Genomic DNA, 22453 nt, shown 5'->3' with positions numbered 1-22453 from the left:
GCCATGCAGAAGGAGAACGGCGTCCTCGCCGACGACCGGGACATCGCCGTCATCGGCCTGTCCCTGCGGTTGCCCGGCTCGCGCACGCCCGAGGAGTTCTGGAGCCATCTCGCCGAGGGCCGCTCGCTCATCAGCGAGGTCCCGGAGCGCCGCTGGCGCAAGGAGGACCACCTCGGCCACCCGCGCCGTGAATTCAACAAGACCAACAGCGTCTGGGGCGGGTTCGTCGACGACGCCGACTGCTTCGACGCCGACTTCTTCCAGATCTCCCCGCGCGAGGCGCAGTCCATGGACCCGCAGCAGCGGATGGCCCTGGAGCTGAGCTGGCACGCCCTGGAGGACGCCGGCTACCGGGCCGACCGCGTCGCGGGCTCCCGCACCGGTGTCTTCATGGGCGTCTGCCACTGGGACTACGCCGAGTTGATCGAGCGGGAAGTCGAGGAGATCGACGCCTACTACCCGACCGGCGCCGCGTACGCGATCATCGCCAACCGGGTTTCCCACCACTTCGACTTCCGCGGCCCGAGCGTCGTCAACGACACGGCCTGCGCCGGCTCGCTCGTGGCCGTGCAGCAGGCGGTGCAGGCCCTCCAGGCCGGCGACTGCGACCTCGCGCTCGCCGGCGGCGTCAACCTGACCTGGTCGCCGCGGCACTTCATCGCCTTCGCCAAGGCGGGCATGCTCTCGCCCGACGGCCGGTGCCGGGCGTTCGACGCCGACGCCAACGGCTATGTGCGCGGCGAGGGCGGCGGCACCGTCCTGCTCAAGCGGGCCGCGGACGCCCGCCGCGACGGCGACGCCGTGCACGCCGTGATCAAGGGCATCGGCAGCAACCACGGCGGGCGCACCAGCTCGCTGACCGTCACCAACCCGACCGCCCAGGCCGAACTGATCGCCGGCGTCTACCGGAAGGCCGGCATCGCGCCCGAGACCGTCACCTACGTGGAGACGCACGGCCCCGGCACACCGGTCGGGGACCCCATCGAGATCCGCGGCCTCAAGCGGGCCTTCGCCGACCTGGCCGCGGACCGGTCCGGACAGGCCCCGGCACACCGGTGCGGCATCGGCTCCGTGAAGACCAACATCGGCCACCTCGAAGGGGCCGCCGGCATCGCGGGCATGCTCAAGGTCATCCTCGCCATGCGCCACCGCAAGCTGCCCGCGACGGTCAACTTCCGCAAGCTCAACCCCCTCATCAACCTGGACGGCAGCCCGCTGTACGTCCTCGACCGCCTCACCGACTGGCACGCCGAAGGGTCCGCGCCGCTGCGCGCGGGCGTCAGCTCCTTCGGATTCGGCGGGACCAACGCCCACGTCCTGCTGGAAGCCGCGGCCCCGGTGGCCGCCACCGAGGACACCGGTGAACAGTGGCTGCCGGTGTCCGCCAAGGACGAGGACCGGCTGCGCGAGACGTGCGCCGACCTCGCCCGCTGGGTCCGGATCCGGATCGGGCACAACGACCCCCCGTCCCTGACCGATGTCGCCCGCACGCTGCGCGAAGGCCGGGTGCCCCTGCGCGAGCGCGTCGTGTTCCGCGCGAGCGGCATCGAGGAGTGGGCGGCACAGCTCGACGGCGTCGCCGCGGGGGACGGCCCGCCCGCCGACTGCCCGCGCGGCCGGGCCGGCACCGAAGCCCCCGACGGCCTGGACGCGGAGGACCTCACGGCCCTGGCCGAGCGCTGGCTGGAGCAGGGCCGGTGGGACAAGTTCGCGTCCGCCTGGGCCCGGGGCCTGCCCGTGGACTGGGCGCAGTGGCCCGAGCGCGGCCGTCGTGTGCACGTGCCCGGCTACGCGTTCGCCCGTACACCGCACTGGTTCCGGACGACCCGCGACGAGACGGCCGCACGGCCCGAGCGCGGCGCGACGGACACCGCTCCCGACCCGCTCGGCCAGGGCGAGCCGGAGGGCGGCGGCTGGACCTTCCCCCTGCACTTCGACGCCACCCAGGGATTCGTCCGCGACCACCTCGTCAACGGCGCACGGATCGTGCCGGGCGTGGTGGCCCTGGAACTCGTCACCCGGGCAGCCGGACGGGCCGCCGTCGCAGGCGCCCGGACCGGGCTGACGCCCCGCATCCGCAACGCGGTGTGGATCCGCCCGCTGCTCGTCGGCGACACCGGGCTCTCCCCGCGGCTCCGCCTGACACCCGCCGCCGACGGCTACGACTACGCGATCACCGACGACGACGGGACGCGGTACGCCGGCGGCCGGGTGGAGTACCACGATGCCGCCGCGGCCGGGACGACGGACCCGGGCGCGCTGCGCCGGCGGTTCCCCCAGCGCGTCGACGTCGCCGAGGGGTACGCCGTGCTGCGCTCCAGCGGCATCGAGCACGGCCCGGCGCTGCGCGGCCTGCACGCCCTGCACCGCGGTCCGGACGGCGTACTGGCCGAGCTGCGGCTCCCCGCAAGTGCCCCGGACGGCATGGCACTTCAGCCCGCGATCCTCGACAGCGCCCTCCTCGCGGCCCTCGCCCTCGGCTCGGCCGACGGCGGCTGGCGCCGGCCCGCCGCCCCCGCGGTGCCGTTCGCGCTGGACCGTCTCACCGTGCACGCGGCGACGACCTCGACGATGTGGGCGTGGCTGCGGCCGGCCGGCAACGGCCCGGCAGGCGGCACGACCGGAGCCGACATCGACCTGTTCGACGAGAAAGGCCGGCTGTGCGTGCGCTTCACCGGCTACACGTCGAGGGAGCTGCCCACCGCGGAACCGGCGGCCGCCGAGGCCCCGGAAGGGGAGCTTCTGGAGGTCACCGGCGTCTGGGAGGAGGCCGCCGCCCCGGCCCCCGCAGCCGGGCAGGGCTCTCCGGCCGGCCCCGTGACGGTGCTCAACGCCGTACTGGACGACGACCTCGCACCGGCGAGCGCCGCGCGGCTGGGCATGGAGGTCCGGCAGCTGGCGGTTCCCGCGGAAGCCACCGACGCCGTCGCCATGAAGGCGGCGTTCGACTCCTGCTACCCGCAGGTCCGGCAACTCCTCGGCCAGGGACGGCAGGTGCTCGTCGTCGCACCCGGCGCCCCGGACTCGCCGGTCTACGCCCCGCTGGCGGCGCTGCTGAAGACCGCACAGCAGGAGAACCCCTCGTTCCGGGGCCGGCTGGTGCTCCTCGACGCCCACGACCCGCGCGACGCCGACCGCTTCGAGCGCGTCGTCCGCGCCGAGGCGGGCGCCGGAGACGACACCGAAGTCGCCTACGACGCCCGGGACCGCCGGGTACGGCACCGCTACGTGGAACTGCCCCAGGCCGAGGCGGGGGAGAGCCTGCTGCGCGACGGCGGCGTCTACTGGATCACCGGCGGCGCCGGCGGACTCGGCCTGCTGCTCGCCGAGCGGCTCTGCCGGCGCCACCGCGCCACGGTCGTCGTCAGCGGGCGCTCGGCGGGCAGCCGGGCCGTCGAGGCGCTGCGGGCCCGGGTGCACCACGGCGAGGTGGCCTACCGCCGCGCGGACGTCACGGACCCGGACGCCGTGCGGGACGCGGTCGCGGACATCCGCGCACAGTACGGGCGGCTCGACGGCGTGTTCCACGCGGCCGGCGTCCTCGACGACGGCTACCTCGCGAACAAGCCCCTCGCGGGCACCGCCGCCGTCCTCGCGCCCAAGGTGGACGGCGCCACGTACATCGACGACGCGACGCGCGCCCACGGCCTGGACTTCCTCCTGCTGTTCGGCTCAGTGGCGGGCGCCTTCGGCAACGCCGCGCAGGCCGACTACGCCGCCGCCAACGCCTTCCTCGACGCGTTCGCCGCACGACGGCAGGCCGCCGGTGGCGTGACCCGCGTCGTCGACTGGCCGCTGTGGGCCGACGGCGGCATGCGCGTGGACGACGCCAGCCTCGCCTACCTGCGCAAGCGCACCGGCACCGTGCCGCTGCCGAGCGGGACCGGCCTGGACGCGCTGGAGCGCGCACTGCGCGCCGACGCGCCGGTCCGCCGCGTGGTCCTCTTCGGCGAGCGGGCCGCGCTGCGCGGGTACGCGGGCCTGGACCGCTCCGCGCGGCCGGCGCCGAGCACCCCCGCGGGGCGGCGGAGCACGGCGGTGCCGGCCGTCACGGAGGAGGGGGAACTCGTCTCCCGTACACAGGACTTGTTGCGGAACCTGTTCGCCGAGGTGACCGGGCAGGACGCGGAGCACATCCTGGTCGACGAGAAACTGGAGAACTACGGCATCGAGTCGATCTCCATCGTCGACCTGACCAGCAGGCTGGAGGACGCCTTCGGGTCGCTGCCCAAAACGCTCTTCTTCGAGTACGTCGATCTGCAGGGCGTGGCCGGCTACTTCGTCGCCGAGCACCGCGACCGGCTGCTCGAACTCTTCGCCCCCGAAGCGCCCGCGGCCGAGGAGCCCGCCCCGGAGGAGCTTCCCGTCGAGGAACCGCCCGCGCCCGCCCCCGTCGCTGCCCCCGTTCCGGCCACCCGGCCGTCCGCGATCGCCGCCCCGCGCCCCCTCGCGGCCCGGACCGAACCGGAGCGCCACGACATCGCGGTGATCGGTATGGCGGGACGCTACCCGGGCGCCGACACCCTGGAGGAGTTCTGGGAACTGCTCAGCGAGGGCCGGCACAGCTTCGAACCCGTCCCGGAGTCGCGGTGGCGGCACGGCGACATCTACTTCGACGAACGGGACGTCGACGGCAAGACCGTCGTCAGGACCGGCACGTTCCTGCGGGACGTCGAGGCGTTCGACCCGCGCTACTTCAACATCTCCCAGCGCGACGCCGAACTGCTGTCCCCGGAGGTCCGGCTGTTCCTGCAGGCGGGAGTGACGGCCCTGGAGGACGCGGGCTACTCGCGCGAGACGCTGCGGCGCCGCTACGACGGCGACGTCGGCGTGCTCGTCGGCTCGATGAACAACAGCTACTCGCTCTACGGCTTCCAGAACATGCTGATGCGCGGCACCGTGACCAGTGGCAGCGAACTCGGCGTGATGGCGAACATGCTGTCGTACCAGTACGGTTTCACCGGGCCGTCCGTGTTCCTCGACACCATGTGCTCCTCGGCGTCGGCGTGCGTGCACCAGGCGGTGCGCATGCTGCGCGGCGGCGAGTGCCGCATGGCCGTCGTCGGCGGCATCAACCTGATGCTGCACCCCTTCGACCTCATCGCGACCTCGCAGGCGCACTTCACCACCAAGTCGGCGGATGTCGTGCGCAGTTACGGCCTGGGCGCCGACGGCACGATCCTGGGCGAAGGCGTGGGCACGCTCGTGCTCAAGCCGCTGGCCGAAGCCGTCGCCGACGGCGACCACGTCTACGGCGTGATCAAGGGCAGCGGCATGACCAACGCCGGGGACCGCAACGGCTTCACGGTGCCCACCCCGCAGCAGCAGGCCCGCGCCATCGAGAAGGCGCTCGACGACGCCGCCGTGGACGCGCGCACGATCAGCTACCTGGAGGGCCACGGATCGGCGACCTCCCTCGGCGACCCCATCGAGATCAAGGGCGCCGCCCTCGCGTTCGGCCGCGACACCCAGGATCTCGGGTTCTGCGCGCTGGGCTCGGTCAAGTCCAACGTGGCGCACCTGCTGTCCGGATCCGGCATGGCCGGCCTGACCAAGGTGCTGCTGCAGCTCAAGCACCGCACGCTGGCGCCCTCGCTGCACGCCGAGACGCTCAGCTCGGCGATCGACTTCGAGCGGACGCCGTTCGTGGTGCAGCGCCACCGCGACACATGGCGGCGCCCCGTGGTCGGCGGCGAGGAGGTGCCGCGCCGGGCAGGCGTCACGTCCATCGGCGCGGGCGGCATCAACGTGCACATCGTCGTCGAGGAGTACGCCGGGCAGGTCGTGGCCGCACCGGACAGCGGTCGCCCGCGCCTGCTGGTGTTCTCCGCCACCACGCCCCAGGCGCTGCGGACGGTGCTGCGCGACGTGCACGCGTACATAGGTGCGTCCGCACCGGGCCTGGACGCTCTCGCGTACACCCTGCAGACCGGCAAGAACGAACTGCCCTGCCGGCTGGCCTTCGTGGCGGACGACATCGCCGACGCACAGGCCCGCCTGGCCCGGCTGTCCGCCGTGGACTGGACGGCGGAGTCACCCGGTGTGCCCGCAGGCGTGCACTTCACGGCGAGCACGCTGCGGCGCCGGCGCACCGCCGACGCGGCGACCGTCGAACAGGCCCTGCGCGAGGGGAGGTCGGCGGAGCTGGCACAGTACTGGACGGACGGCGCAAGCATCGCGTGGGACCGGCTGTGGCCGGCGGGAAGCCGCCCGGCCAAGCTGTCGCTGCCCGCCTACCCCTTCGCCAAGGTGCGGTGCTGGTATCCCGAGGACGCCGACGACGCCGACGCCCCCAGCGTGCTCCGGCCGCTCGCCTTCACCCGCCGCGCCCACCCCTGGGTCGGCGTCAACGCCTCGGACCTCAACGGCGTGCGCTACACCCTCCGGCTGCGCGGCGACGAACTCCTCGACTACGTCCACACGGTGGGACGCAAGCGCCGTTACGCCACCGTGGCACTGCTGGACGCGGCACTGGCGTTCGCGCGGCTCGCCGGGCTGGAAGGGCCGCTGCGGCTGCGGAACGCGCAGTGGGCCGCTCTCCCGTCGCCCGCGGACGCCCCCGAGACGTTCACCTGGCGGCTCGGCATGTCCGGCGACGGCGCGCACCGCGTCGAGCTGTGGCACGCCGACGAGGACACCCTCCGGTTCGCCGCCGACGTCGTACCGTACGCGCCTGCCGAAGTCGCCTCGATGCGGCAGGTGCTGAACGCGCCCGCGGCCCTCGACCGGGACGGCTTCTACGCCGCGCTCGGCACCGCGGGCCTCGACGCACGGCCCTACGCGCGCAGCGTCGAAGGGGTCACGGAACTCGACGACCACCGGCTTCTCGTACGGGTCGCCGAACCGGCCATGTGCCAGGACCCGCACAAGCGGCAGGTGCACCTCCCGGCCTGGGCGCTCGCCGGACTGGTCCAGGGTGCTGCGCACACGCTGGGTCGGGCCGACGCCACCGTGGTGCGGGTGGGATCCGTGCAGGGCGAGCAGTGGGAGCGCACCCGGGCGATCGTGCTGGCCCGGACCTCCGACGCCGTCTTCTACGCGGCGTTCCTCGACGAGGACGGCCGGGTGCTGGGCCGGGTCGAGGACGCCGAGTTCACCGCCGGCGACCTCCGGCCGGCACTTCCCGGCGAGCCCGGACGGGCCTGGGCGGCACTGCCGCAGGCGGCGCGTCCGGTGCCGCCGACGCCGGCCGGTACGGGGGAGTGGCGGCAGCCGGCGGCCGGACAGCCGGAGGCCGAGCCGTCCGCGCCCGTTCCGGCGGACGCGGATGCAAACGGGGACGGGGCGGCGGCGCTCGTCGCGTCGCTGCGCGAGACCGTCGCCGACCTGCTCAAGTTCGACCTGGCCGACGTCGACCTCGACACCCACTTCCACGCGTACGGCTTCGAGTCCATCGCGCTGGCCAAACTGGCCTCGGAACTCAACGGCCTCCTCGGCACGGACCTCACTCCCGCCGTCTTCTTCGAGTGCCCCGACATCCGCAGCCTCGCCGGGCACCTGCTCGACCGCCACGGCCCCGAGCTGACCCTCCCCACCGTCGCCGACGCACCCGCGCAGGTCACCGCCACCACCCGGCCGTCCCCGGTCCCGATGCCCCAACCGGCGCCGGACGACGGTGCGGTGGCCATCATCGGCGCCGCGGGACGGTTCCCCGGCGCGGACGACCTGGACACCTTCTGGCAGCGGCTCCGCGCGGGCGACGACCTGATCGCCGACTACCCCGGCGACCGCTTCGACGGCCCCTACGCGGACGTCGTGGCACGCGCGGACTTCCCGAAGTTCGCCGGCCTGATCGAGGGCGTGGACCGCTTCGACGCGGACTTCTTCCACCTGTCGCGGCTCGAGGCGGAACTGATGGACCCGCAGCACCGCCTGGCACTGGAGACCGTGTGGGCCGCCCTGGAGAACGGCGGTTACGCCCCGGTGCGCCTCCCCGCGAACACCGGGGTCTACTTCGGCGTCTCCGGCAGCGACTACCACCACCTGCTCAACGCCAGCGGCGTGGCACCCGACGGCTTCACCGCCACCGGCAACGCCCACTCGATGCTGGCCAACCGGATCTCCTACGTCCTGGACGTGCACGGGCCGAGCGAACCCGTCGACACGGCCTGCTCCAGTTCGCTCGTCGCGCTGCACCGCGCCGTCGAGAGCATCCGCTCGGGCCGATGCGACATGGCCATCGCGGGCGGCGTCAACCTGCTGCTGAGCGTGGACACCTTCGCCGCGACGCACATGGCGGGCATGCTCAGCCCCGACGGCCGCTGCAAGACCTTCTCCGCCGGCGCGGACGGCTACGTCCGCGCCGAGGGCGTCGCCGCGGTGCTGCTCAAGCCGCTCGCCCAGGCGCGGCGGGACGGCGACGCGATCTGGGGAGTCGTCCGCGGCAGCGCCGAAAACCACGGAGGCCGCGCCGGTTCCCTGACCGCCCCCAACGGCACTGCGCAGGCCGCGCTGATCCAGGACGCCATGCGTGGCATCGACCCGGACAGCATCGGCTACGTCGAAGCGCACGGCACGGGCACCGGCCTGGGCGACCCCGTCGAGGTCAACGCCCTCGACAGCGCCTACCGCGCGCTGCGCGGCGACCGGGGCGGATCGCCGCACGCGGCCCGGCCGTGCGCCCTCGGCTCGGTGAAGACCAACATCGGCCACACGGAGTCGGCCGCAGGTCTGGCCGGAGTGCTGAAGGTGCTGCTCGCCATGCGCCACCGCGAGCTGCCGCCGACCCTGCACTGCGACCGGCTCAACCCGCACCTGCCGCGCGACGGCGGATTCGAGGTCGTACGCGAACTGCGCCCCTGGGAGGCGGGTACCGACGCCACCGGGCGGCCGTGGCCCCTGCGGGCGGGAGTGAGCAGCTTCGGCTTCGGCGGCGCCAACGCCCATGTCGTCCTCGAAGCACCACCCCTGCCGCCGGTACCGCCCGCCCCTGCGGAACCGGCCCGCACCACCGCCCCCCAGGCCCTCGTGCTCTCCGCCCGCGACGGCGACCGGCTGCGTGCCACGGCCGGACGGCTGCGGGACTTCCTCGACCGGGCGCGCCGCGACGGACCCGCACCGGACCTGGCCGACCTGGCGTTCACCCTCCAGACCGGCCGGGAAGCCATGGAAGCGCGGCTGGGCTTCGTCGCCGGCGGCATCGACGACGTGCTCGGCACGCTCGACCGGTTCCTCGCGGGCGACGAGCCCGACGGCTGGCACACCGGCGGCATCAGGCGGTCGCGCGGCGCCGGAGTGCGGCGCGAGCCGGAGCAGGACCCCGAGGTCACCCGAGCCCTCGCCGACCGACGGCTCGACCGGGTGACGGCCCTGTGGTGCGACGGAGCCCGGGTCGACTGGCAGGCGCTGCATCCCGCAGGCGAGCGCCGCACCGTGCGGCTGCCCGCTTACCCCTTCGCCCGCGACCGCTACTGGGTGCCCGCGGGCGGTGGAACTCCCCTCCCGCCGCCCGCTGCCGAGCCCGCGTTCGAGACCGGCGCCCGTGCGGCGCTGCTCGACGCGGTCCTCGACGGCCGTGCCGGCCCGGACGCCCTGAGCAGGACCTGACGCCTCCCCTGCCTCCTCCCTGGACCGGGCGGCCCGGCCGCCCAGTGACCCGGAACGGAATGAACGTGAGCAGAAACATCCTTCGTGTGCCGGTATGGCGCGACGAACCGGTCCGAGCGCACTCCGCGACGCCCGGAACACGGCGGCTGGTCGTGCTGTGCGACCTCCCCGACGCCGACGCGACCGACCTGCGCCGGCACCTGCCCGGCGTGTCCGTCGCCCGTGTGGAAAGCCGTGACGACGGGCCCGCCGCCGCCTACGAGCACGCGGCGACCCGGCTGCTCGGCGAACTCCAGCGACTGCTGAACTCACCGGCCGGCGGCCCCCGTTCCGTGCAGGTCGTGTGCCGCGAGGGGATCCCCTGCGGCTACGCCGGCCTGATCGGCATGCTGCGCACCGCCGCACAGGAGGACCCGGCGCTGCACGTCCAGTTGGTCGAGTTCCCGCAGTGGCCGCCGGGTGCGCAGCTCGCCGACGTGCTGCGGGCGGAGTCCGGGCAGGCGGCGGACCACGTGCGCCACACCGACGGCCGCCGCCAGGTCCGCGCCTGGGCAGCCGCCCCGAGCGCGGCGGCCCTCCCGCCGGTGTGGAAGGCCGACGGCGTCTACCTGATCAGCGGAGGAGCGGGCGGCATCGGGCGGCTGGTCGCCGCCGACATCGCACGGCACGCCCCCGGTGCCCGGGTCGTCCTGTGCGGCCGCTCACCGGCGGGCCGCGAGCCGGCGCAGCCGGATCCGGGGCCCCACTACCGCCAGGTGGACGTCACCGACGCCGCCGCGGTGGCGCAGCTCGTCAACTCCCTTGTGGGCACGTACGGCAGGCTCGACGGGGTCGTGCACGCGGCCGGTCTGATCAGCGACGACTACGTGATCCGCAAGTCCCACCAGGATGCCCAGCGGGTCCTGGCGCCCAAGGTCGCCGGGCTGGTGAACCTCGACGAGGCCACGCGCCGGCTGCCGCTGGACTTCCTCGCGGCGTTCTCCTCCGGCGCCGGGGCGCTGGGCAACCCCGGGCAGGCCGACTACGCCGCCGCGAACGGGTTCCTCGACGCCTACCTGGCCCACCGGGCCGCCCTGGCCGCCGCGGGCGAGCGCCACGGCACGAGCGTCTCGATCGGCTGGCCGCTGTGGCAGGACGGCGGGATGAGCGTCCCGGCCGAGGACCTGCCCGCGCTCACCGCACGCTTCGGGCGCCCGCTGGGAACGGACACGGCACTGCGGGCCCTGCACGGCGCACTGGCGCTCGGCGCACCACACCTACTGGTCATGGACGAGGAGAGCGGCGTGGACGAGGAAGGTCCCCGGGAGGCGGACACGCAGCAGACGCGGCAGACGGGCCCGGCGGAACTGCGGGCACGCGTGCTGCCCTTGCTGAAGGAGCTGATCGCCGGGACGGTGCGCATCGACGCCGCCCGGCTGGACGCCGCCGTTCCGCTGGACAGCTTCGGGATCGACTCGCTCGCCGTGACCCGGCTCAACCACCGGTTCGCGCAGTGGTTCGGCGCCCTGCCCAAGACGGTGCTCTATCAGTACCCGACGCTGAACGACCTGGCCGGCCACCTGGCGGAGCAGCACGCGGACGGCTGCCGCCGCTGGCTCGACGACGCGGCGGGGAGCACGGCACCGGCCACGGCGGAGGTGCCGGGCGCGGCGACGCCCGCCGCCGCGGCAGCTGCACCGGTGCGCCCACGACCCCGGGCGGTGCGGAGCCCGCGTCCGGCCGGCGCGGACGAGCCGATCGCCATCATCGGCCTGAGCGGGCGCTACCCGGACGCCCCGACCCCGGCGGCGTTCTGGGAGAACCTGCGCGCGGGCCGCGAGAGCGTCCGCGAGGTCCCCGCCGAGCGCTGGCCGCTGGACGGCTTCTACGAACCGGACCCGCAGCGGGCCGTGCAGCAGGGCGCCAGCTACAGCAAGTGGGGTGCGTTCCTCGACGACTTCGCCCGCTTCGACGCCGCGTTCTTCGGGATCGCGCCGCGCGACGCCGCCGACATGGACCCGCAGGAAAGGCTGTTCGTCGAGAGCGCGTGGTCGGTGCTGGAGGACGCGGGCTACACCCGGCAGCGCCTCGCCGAGCGGCACGGTTCGTCGGTCGGCGTCTTCGCCGGGATCACCAAGACCGGCTTCGACCGGCACCGCCCGCCGGCCACCGACGGACTGCCGCCCGCACCGCGCACGTCGTTCGGTTCGCTGGCCAACCGGGTGTCGTACCTGCTGGACCTGCGCGGCCCGAGCATGCCGATCGACACCATGTGCTCGTCGTCGCTGACCGCGATCCACGAGGCGTGCGAGCACCTGCGCCACGGCGCGTGCGAGCTGGCCGTCGCCGGCGGCGTCAACCTCTACCTGCACCCCTCCTCGTACGTCGAGCTGTGCCGCTCCCGGATGCTCGCCACCGACGGGCACTGCCGCAGCTTCGGCGCCGGCGGCGACGGGTTCCTGCCGGGCGAGGGCGTCGGCGCGGTGCTGCTGAAGCCGCTGTCCGCGGCCGAGGCCGACGGCGATCCCATCCACGCGGTGATCCTCGGCTCCGCCATCAACCACGGCGGTCGCACCAACGGTTACACCGTGCCCAACCCGCGCGCACAGGCCGCGCTGATCCGCGACGCGCTGGACCGCGCCGGCGTCTGTGCGGCCGACATCGGCTACATCGAGGCGCACGGCACCGGCACCCGGCTCGGCGACCCCGTCGAAATCGACGGCCTGACCCAGGCGTTCGGCCCCGACGCCGACGGGAGCGGCGGGTGCGCCCTCGGCTCGGTCAAGTCGAACATCGGCCACCTGGAGGCCGCTGCGGGTATCGCGGGCCTGACCAAGGCCGTACTGCAGCTGCGGCACGGCGAGTTCGTGCCCACCCTGCACGCCGAGCAGACCAACCCCGACATCGACTTCGCGGCCACCCCGTTCACCCTCCAGACCGGCGGGGCCCCCTGGCCGCGGCCCGCCGACGGCGGCCCGCGGATGGCCGGCATCTCCTCGTTCGGCGCGGGCGGCGCCAACGCCCATGTCATCGTCGCCGAGTACCAGGGCACGAAGAGCGCCCCCGCCGCGCCCGCGCGACCGGTGCTGCTGCCGCTGTCGGCCCGGACCGCCGAGGATCTGCGGGCACGGGCCCGCCAGTTGACCGATCTGCTCCGCTCCGGTTCCCCCGTGGACCTGCCCGCCGTCGCGGCCACCCTGCAGACCGGCCGCGAGGAGATGGACGAGCGGGTGTGCTTCGTCGCGAGCACCCCCGGAGAGTGGCTCGACCAGCTCGGCGCCTTTCTCGCCGCCCCCGACCCCGACCCCGACTCCGACCCCGACCCCGACTCCGCGCCCGACAGGGCCCGGGGGCCGTGGTGCCGTGGTCGCGTCAGGGCCACCCGCGAGACGCTGGCCGCCCTGGCGGAGAAGGACGAACTGCGCGAACTCGTCGACCGCTGGACCGCGTGCGGCGACTGGCACGAACTCGCCGCCTTCTGGGCCAAGGGCATGCCGCTCGACTGGACCCGCCTGCACGCCGGCGCGGACACCCCCGCACGGATCCACCTGCCCGCCTACCCCTTCGCCGGACGGCGGTTCTGGTACGGCCCGGCCGGCAGCGAGCGCCCGGCGGCGACGCCGGTGGCCGCCGCGCCCCGCCCGCCGGCGGCCCCTGCCGCCGACGTCGAGCGCATCCTGCTCGACGCGCTGGCCGACGTGCTGCAGATGCCGGTGGCCGAGATCGAGCGCCGCCGCCCCTTCGCCGACTACGGCCTGGACTCCATCCTCGGCGTGAACCTGGTCCACACGCTCAACACGGACCTCGGCACCGCACTGGAGACCACCGACCTCTTCGACCACGGCACCGTCGAGCGCCTGCACGCGTTCATCGTCGGCACCTACGGTGACGCGCCGCACGCACGGACCTTCCCGGCAGCCGACTCCCCGGTGCCGCACGACGACGCCGTCGCCGTCGTCGGGATGGCCGCCCGCTACGCCGACGCCGAGGACCCGCGCGCTCTTTGGGACCACCTGATGGCCGGCGACGACCTCGTCGAGCCGGTGTCACGCTGGGCACTCGGCCAGGACGTGACCTGCCGCTCGGGCAGCTTCGTCCGCGGCATCGACCTGTTCGACCCGGTGTTCTTCGCGATCTCCGGCGTCGAGGCCACCACCATGGACCCCCAGCAGCGCATCTTCCTCGAACAGTGCTGGAACGCCCTGGAGGACGCCGGCTACACCGGCGAACGCCTGACCCATCGCAACTGCGGTGTCTACGTGGGCTGTTACACCGGCGACTACCACGACCAGCTGGACAACCGGCCGCCGGCGCAGGCCCTGTGGGGCACCATGGGCTCGGTCGTCGCCTCCCGCATCGCCTACCACCTCGACCTCAAGGGCCCTGCCCTCACCACCGACACCTCCTGCTCCAGCTCACTCGTCTCGCTGCACCTGGCCTGCCGCGACCTGCTCTCCGGCGACGCCGACATGGCGATCGCCGGCGGGGTGTTCATCCAGACCACACCGCGGCTGTACGGGTCGGCGACGCGCGCGGGCATGCTCTCGCCCAGCGGCCGTTGCCGCAGCTTCGACGCCCGCGCCGACGGCTTCGTCCCGGGCGAGGGCGCGGGCGCGGTCGTCCTCAAACGGCTGGCCGACGCCCGGCGCGACGGCGACCACATCTACGGCGTCGTCCGCGGCTCGGGCATCAACCAGGACGGCACCACCAACGGCATCACCGCCCCCAGCGCCGCCTCACAGGAACAGCTCCTCCGCGACGTCCACGCCCGCGCCGGCATCGAGCCGGGCGGCATCCAGCTCGTCGAGGCGCACGGCACGGGCACCCAGCTCGGCGACCCGATCGAATTCCGCGCGCTCACCCGCGCGTTCGAGGGCGCCCCGGCCGGAGGCGCCGTCCTCGGATCGATCAAGACCAACATCGGGCACACGCAGTTCGCCGCCGGCATCGCGGGCGTCATCAAGGCACTCCTGGCCCTGGAACACCGGCAGATCCCGCCGTCGCTCCACTTCCAGGAGGCCAACCGGGCCGTGGTGCTCGACGGCAGCCCGTTCACCGTCGCCACCGCCGCGCAGCCCTGGACGGCGCCCGCCCGCGGCCCGCGCCGGGCGGCCGTCAGCTCGTTCGGGGCCAGCGGCACCAACGCGCACGTCGTGCTGGAGGAGCACCCGGCCCCCCGGACGACCGACGTCGGTGGGGAAGCCGGTGGGGAAGTCCGCGAGGAGCACGCCTTCCTGCTGTCGGCCCGCACACCGGCCGCCCTCCGCACGGTCGTCGACCGGCTGCTCGCCCACCTCGACCGCGAACCCGCGCTGCCCGCCGACGCCGTCGCCTACAGCCTGGCCGCGGGACGCAGCCACTTCGCGCACCGGCTGGCCGTCGTCGCCACCGGTCTGCCCGACCTCGCGGCACGCCTGCGCTCATGGCTGTCCGGCACCGCCGGTGACACGGTGCTGGCGGGGGAGACCGCCGCGGACCCCCGCCCCGTGGGCGCTGTGCGCGCCCTGGCACCGGCCGCGCTGGCCGCGGCGTACGTACGGGGCGAGGCCGACCGGTTCGGCGACAGCTTCGCGCCCGCCGCGCGCCGCCAAGTGCCGCTGCCCACCTACCCGTTCGAGCGGCAGCGCTACTGGACCGACACCGCCGACACCACTGACACCCCCGACCTCGGGGAAGGGCGGGGACTCCCGGACACGGACGAGGCCGCGTTCCGACTCCGGCTCGGCGGCGAGGAGTTCTTCCTGGCCGACCACCACGTGGGCGGCCGGGCCGTACTGCCCGGTGTGCTGTCGCTGGAGGTCGCCCGCCGCGCCGTGACCGGCGGTTCCTTCGCACCCGTGGGCCTGCGCGACGTCGTATGGCCGCAGCCGTTCCCCGTCGGGGACGGCGGCGCCGAACTCCGCGTCGACCTGGCCGGCGACACCTTCCGCGTCCTGCGCGACGGCTCGGCCGTGCACGCCCAGGGCCGGATCACCGCACCCGGCGCGCCCGCACCCGCGCCGCTGGACGACCTGCGGGCCCGCTGCGGCCGCCGCACCCTGTCACGCAGCCAGTGCCGTGCCGCCCTCGACGCCGTCGGCATCCGTCACGGAGACCGCCTGCGCGCCATCGACACCCTGGCCGTCGGCGACGGCGAGGTCCTGGCCCGGCTCGTCCTGCCCGACGGCGCCGGCGACGGAGCGTTCGCGCTGCACCCCGCGATCCTCGACAGCGCCGTCCAGGCCGTCGTCGGCCTCTACGGCGACGCGACCGGCACGCTCGGCGAACAACCCGGTGCGCCCGCACTGCCCTTCGCCCTGGACGCCGCCGACCTCTTCGCCCCCACCACCGAGCGCATGTGGGCCCACCTGCGCCACACCGAGGGCTATGCGCCCTCGGCCGACCGGGACGTGACGAAAGTGGACATCGACGTGTACGACGACAACGGGCGGCTCTCCGCGAGCCTGCGCGGCTACGCGTTCCGCCGCATGGCCGCCGCGGCCGGCGAGGCTCCGCGCGCGACGCTGCTGGCACCGGTGTGGGACGCCCTGCCCGCCGCGCCCGCCGCGCCGTGGCCCCACCCGCGCACCCGCGTCGTGCTGCTGGGCGGCACCGCCGAGGAACAGGACGGACTCCGCCGCCACTACCCGGAAGCCACCGTCCTGGACGCCCGCGCCGAGGAGCCGGCCGACCGGCTGGCCGCGCGGCTGCCCGCCGGTGTCGAGCACGTCTTCTGGCTCGCCCCGACCGGCCCCACCGGCGAGCCTGCCACCGCGCGGTACGACGCCGCGATCGCCGTTTTCCGCCTCGTCAAGGCGCTGCTGGACGGCGGCGCCGACGCCCGTGAAACGGGCCTGACCCTGGTCACCCGGCAGGCGCGCCTGCTGCCGGGCGACACCGGCGCCGACCCCTCCCACGCCGGGGTGCACGGCCTCGCCGGCACCCTGGCCAAGGAGTACCCGCACTGGCGGATCCGCGTCGCCGACGTCGCGGCGGACGCCCCGGTGCCCTGGCCTGCCCTGCTGGCCCTGCCCGCCGACCCCCGCGGCGAGGCCCTGGCCCACCGCCGTGGCGAGTGGTACCGCCTGCGCCTGCTGGAGACACACGGGCCCGGCGTGCGGCCCGCCCCGCGTGAGCCCGGCGGCGTGATCGTGGCCATCGGCGGCGCCGGCGGCATCGGCACCGTGTGGACCGAGCACATGATGCGACGTCACGGCGCCCGGGTCGTCTGGATCGGACGCCGCCCGCTGGACGCCGCCATCGCCGCCCGGCAGGAAGCCCTCGCAGCCCACGGCCCCATGCCTGACTACGTGCAGGCAGACGCGACCGACCGCGACGCCCTGCGCCGCGCATGCGAGGAGATCGTGCGGCGGCACGGCCCGGTGCGCGCGGTCCTGCACACCGCGATCGTCCTCGGCGACCAGACGCTCGCGAGGATGGACGAGGACCGGTTCCGCGCGACCTACGCCGCCAAGGCCGACATCGCCGTCAACCTCGCTGACGCCTTCGCGGGCCAACCGCTGGACTTCGTCGCGTTCTTCTCCTCCATGCAGAGCTTCTTCAAGGCCCCCGGCCAGGCCAACTACGCGGCGGGCTGCACCTTCGCCGACGCCTACGCCGAGCACCTGTCCACCCGGCTCGACTGCCCGGTCAAGGTCATGAACTGGGGGTACTGGGCCGGAGTCGGAGTCGTCACCGCCGACGGCTACCGGCAGCGCATGGCACAGCTGGGCCTGGGCTCGATCGAACCGGACGAGGGCATGGCCGCCTTCGACGCCCTGCTGGCCTCCCCGTACCCCCAACTCGCCCTCCTCAAGGCCACGGACACCCGCAGCATCGACGGCCTCCACGACTCCGACGCCCTCACACACCCGGCCGTCACCACCCCGTCCCTGATCGGCGCGCTGCGCGAGGCCCGCCCCGACCGCGGCGCCGAGATCGCGCGGCTGCGCGAACAGGCCGGCGGGCACGCCGGGGCCATGCAGGACGCGCTCGTCCGCATCACCCGGGCACTGCTGCAGTCCCTGGGCCTGTTCCGCGACGGCCGCGCGGCAACCGCCGCCGAATGGCGCGCCGTCGGCGGCATCGAGGACCGCTACCAGCGCTGGACCGAGCACACCCTCGCCGTACTCGCCGACGCGGGCCACCTGCGCCGCGACGGCGCGGACCGGTACGCGGCCCTCGACACCCGTACCGGATCCCTCGACGACGCCTGGGCCGACTGGGACCGGGCGCGACAGCCGTGGCTGGCCGACGCCGCCAAACGCCCCCAGGCGATCCTCGTCGACACGACGCTGCGCGCCCTGACCGGCATCCTCACCGGCCGCCGCCCGGCCACCGACGTGATGTTCCCCAACGCCTCGCTCGAACTCGTCGAGAGCGTCTACAAGAACAACCCCGTCGCCGACTACTTCAACGACGTGCTCGCCGACACCCTCGTCGCCCACCTCGAACGGCGGCTGGCGGACGACCCGTCCGCGCGCCTGCGCATTCTGGAGATCGGCGCCGGCACCGGCGGCACCAGCGCCACGGTCTTCCGCAGGCTGCGGCCGTGGGCCGGGCACATCGAGAAGTACAGCTACACCGACATCTCCAGGGCGTTCCTGTTGCACGCGCAGCGGGAGTACGGCGAGCTCGCCCCGTACCTGGACACCCGGCTCTTCAACGCCGAACTGCCGCTCGCCGGCCAGGAGGTGGCCGCCGGCGAGTACGACGTCGTGATCGCCACCAACGTGCTGCACGCCACCCGCAACATCCGCAGGACGCTGCGCAACGCCAAGGCCGCCGCACGCCCCAACGCCCTGCTGCTGCTCAACGAGCTCAGCGACAACATCCTCTTCAGCCACCTCACGTTCGGCCTCCTGGACGGCTGGTGGCTCTACGACGACCCGGCGCCGCGCATCCCCGGTTCTCCCGGCCTGGCGCCGGAGAGCTGGCGGCGGGTCCTCGGCGAGGTGGGCTTCCGCGGGGCGTTCGTCGCCGCCGAGGGCGCCGACGACCTCGGCCAACAGGTGATCGCCGCCGAGAGCGACGGCGCGGTCCGACAGCCGCGCCCGGACGGCGAGTCCGCCTTCCGCGGCACCCTCCCGGAGGACCGGCCGCGAGCCGCGGCGGCGGAACAGCCCGCCACGCCGCCGGCCGCCACCCCGGCCGCCGCCGACCGTGACGCACTGCTGGCGGACCTGGCCCGCGACTACTTCCGCGGCCTCGTCGCGGACACGCTGCGGCTGCCGGTCGCCGACATCCGCGCCGACGTGTCCTTCGACCGCTACGGCATCGACTCGATCCTGGTCGTCCAGCTGACGGAAGCGGTCCGCAAGGGCCTCGACAACGTCGGCAGCACGCTGTTCTTCGAAGTCCGGACGGTCGACGGCCTCGTCCGGCACTTCCTCCGCACCCAGCCCGACGCGCTCGCGGCGCTGGTCGGCCTGGGCGACGGGACGGCGGCGTCCACGGACGGGCAACTCGCGCCGCCCGAGGGGCCGAAGCCCGCGGATCAGCCGCGGCCGGCCGGTGAGCCGGAGCCGGCCGTGGTGCCGGAGCCGGCCAGGTCGCCCCGCGCCGAGCACGGCACGGCCATCGCGATCGTCGGCATGGCGGGCCGCTACCCCGGCGCACCCGATCTGGACACCTTCTGGGAGAACCTGCTCGACGGCCGGGACAGCATCACCGAGATCCCGGCCGGGCGCTGGGACCACAGCCGCTACTACGACGCGCGCCGCGGCGTGCCCGGCAGGACCTACAGCAAGTGGGGCGGCTTCCTCGACGGGGTGGACGAGTTCGACCCGCTGTTCTTCGGCATCGCGCCGAAGGCCGCGTCCACGATGGACCCGCAGGAGCGGCTGTTCCTGCAGTGCGCCCACACCACGCTGGAGGACGCCGGCTACACGCGTGACGCCCTGCGTGCCGCCGCCCGCGCCCGAGTGGCCGAAGACGCCGGCGACATCGGGGTGTTCGTCGGCGCGATGTACTCCGAGTACCAGCTCCACGGCGCCGAACACAGCGTGCGCGGTGAGCCGGTCGTCGTGCCGGGGAGCCTGGCGTCCATCGCCAACCGCGTCTCGTACTTCCTCGACGCGAGCGGCCCCAGCGCCACCGTCGACACCATGTGCGCCTCGGCGCTGTCCGCGATCCACCTCGCCTGCGCCGCCCTGCAGCGGGGGGAGTGCGGCGTCGCGCTGGCCGGCGGGGTCAACCTGTCGGTTCATCCCGGCAAGTACCTGATGATCGGCGAGGGACAGTTCGCCTCCAGCGACGGCCGCTGCCGCAGCTTCGGCGAGGGCGGCGACGGCTACGTGCCCGGCGAGGGCGTCGGCGCGGTGCTGCTGCGCCCGCTCGCCGACGCCGTCGCCGACGGCGACCGCATCCTCGGCGTGATCCGCGGCACCGCCGTGAACCACGGCGGGCACACGCACGGATTCACCGTGCCGAACCCGCTCGCGCAGGCGGCGGTCATCCGCAGCGCCTGGCGCCGGGCCGGAGTCGACCCCCGCGACATCGGCTGCATCGAGGCGCACGGCACCGGCACCGCACTGGGCGACCCGATCGAGATCGCCGGACTGAACGCCGCCTTCGCCGAGTTCACCGACGCGCGGAACTTCTGCGCCATCGGCTCGGCGAAGTCGAACATCGGCCACCTGGAGTCCGCGGCGGGTATCGCGGGCCTGGCCAAGCTGCTGCTGCAGATGCGGCACGGCACGCTCGTACCGTCCCTGCACGCCGAACGCGTCAATCCGAACATCGACTTCGCCGACAGCCCCTTCGTCCTCCAGCGGGAGGCCGCGCCCTGGCCGAGGACCGGCGGACGCCCGCGCCTCGGCGGCCTCTCCTCGTTCGGCGCGGGAGGCTCCAACGCCCACCTCGTGGTCGAGGAGTTCATCGACGAGCACGCCGGGAGTGACCGCGCGCCCGAGGCGCCCGCGCACCGTGGCGAACCCGTCGTCGTGGTGCTGTCCGCGTTCGACGGAGAGCGCCTGCGCGAGGCGGCCGGCCGGTTGCGCGACACCCTGCGGACGGAGCGGTTCGGCAGCGCGGACCTGCCCGACATCGCCTACACGCTGCAGGTCGGCCGCGAGGCGATGGCCGCACGGTTCGCGGCGGTCGTCAGCACGCTTCCCGCCCTGGTGGACGCGCTGGACGCCTGCGCGCTCGGCCGCGGGCTGCCCGCCGGCGCGTACCTCGACACCGGCGGCGAACGGGCCGGCGCGGTCCAGGACTTCCTCACCGACGAGGACTTCCAGGAGACGGTCGGGCGCTGGGCACGGCGCGGAAAGCCGGCGCCCCTGGCCGAGGCATGGACCAGCGGCCTGACGGTCGACTGGGCCCGCCTGTACGACGAGGGACCGAAGCCGCGCAAGGTCCCACTGCCCGGCTACCCGTTCGCCCGGGAGCGCTACTGGTACACCGACGGACTGCCCGAACTCCCGCAACTCCCCGCAATCCCCGCCACGTTCGGCGACACCGCACCGCAGCCCGCCGCCCCGCAGCCTGCAGCGGAGACCGCGCCCGCGACGACGCCCGCCCCACCTGCACCGCCCGCGCGGCCGGCCCACTCCTACGAGCTGCCGGCCGGCGACCTCACCCTGCACCCCGTCTGGGAACCCGTCCGGCTGCTGCGCGGCAGCCCCTACCCGTCCGCGGCCTCCCGCGTGGTGGCGATCGGCCTCGAACCGGAGGTCCTCACGGAGCTGACCGACCACCGCCCGCAGACCGCGGTGCTGGACACCGCGGCGTCCTCCGCCGAAGAGGTACGGGACCAACTCGCCGCCCTGGGCGACTTCGACCACGTCGTCATGCGGTTCCCGACCGGGGCCGCCGCCCAGGACGCCGAGGCTCAGATCGGCACGCAGCGCGCGGCGATCCGCCGGATGTTCCGCGTCCTGAAGGCACTGGCCCTCACCCGGGACGAACAGCGGCTCGGACTCACCCTCCTGACCAGCGGCGCGTTCGACGCGGGCGGCTCCGGGACCGCCGACCCGGCGCAGGCGAGCCTGCACGGCCTGCTCGGCGGCCTGGCCAAGGAACAGCCGCACTGGCGGATCCGCGCGGTCGACCTGGCCGACGGCGAACCGTTCGCCGCCGACGAGGTCTTCGCGCTGCCCGCCGACCGCCGCGCACACCCGCTCGCCCGCCGCGGCGGACAGTGGCTGCGCCGCCAGCTGCTGCCGGTGGACGCCACCCCGCCGCCCGCCGAGCCGGTGCTGCGCCGCGACGGCGTCTACGTGCTGATCGGCGGCGCGGGCGACCTCGGCGTACTGCTCAGCGAGTACCTCGTACGGCACCACCACGCACACGTCGTATGGGTCGGCCGCCGCGCCGAGGACGACGACATCCGGGCCAGGGCGGCCCGGGCCGCGGCGGGCGGGCGGACCCCCGTCTACCTGTCCGCCGACGCCTCCGACCCCGGCGCGCTCGCCCGCATGCGGGACGAGGTCGTCCGCCGCCACGGCCGCATCGACGGCGTGGTGCACCTGGCGATGGTGTTCAGCCACACGCCGCTCGCCCGGATGACCGAGCAGGAACTGGAGGCCACCCTCGCGGCCAAGGTCGACCCGTGCGTGCACTTCGCCGACGTCTTCGCCGGCCACCGCCTGGACTTCGTCCTCCTGATCTCCTCGCTGGTGAGCTTCATCCGCAACTCCCACCAGGCGCACTACTCGGCGGCCTGCGCCTTCGAGGACGCGCACGCCGCCGCCCTGCGCGAGGCGCTGGACTGCCGGGTCAAGGTCGTCAACTGGGGCTACTGGGGCAACGTCCCCGACGAGTTGCTGCGCGACGTGACGTCCATGGGACTGGCGCCGATCGACCCGGCCACGGCGATGGGCGCACTGGAGCGCCTGCTGGCCGGACCGCTCCACCAGATCGGCTTCATGCGCCTCGGCCGTCCGCTGCCCGTCGAAGGGGTGCTCACCGCGGAGACGCTGACCCCGCAGGCGCACGGCGCGGCGGC

The 22453-nt window shown here is 74.5% G+C and carries 2 protein-coding genes (1 of these 2 only partly in view); both read left to right on the top strand.

The features are described from left to right. The first annotated feature begins 3 nt into the window (after window positions 1-3). A complete protein-coding gene (locus GR130_RS23235; protein ID WP_159506483.1) occupies window positions 4-9546 on the top strand; it encodes an SDR family NAD(P)-dependent oxidoreductase in 9543 nt (3180 codons plus the stop codon). Window positions 9547-9611: 65 nt separating this feature from the next. Beyond that, window positions 9612-22453, top strand: the 5' portion of a protein-coding gene (locus GR130_RS23230) for an SDR family NAD(P)-dependent oxidoreductase (RefSeq protein ID WP_159506482.1). 11320 nt of this gene lie beyond the right edge of the window; 12842 of the gene's 24162 nt are visible here — the first part of the coding sequence; it begins with the start codon at window positions 9612-9614; its stop codon lies off the right edge, out of view.

Origin of the sequence: Streptomyces sp. GS7, assembly GCF_009834125.1 — a bacterium.
Classification (GTDB): Bacteria; Actinomycetota; Actinomycetes; order Streptomycetales; family Streptomycetaceae; genus Streptomyces.
This window is presented reverse-complemented; position numbering and strand designations above follow the sequence as displayed.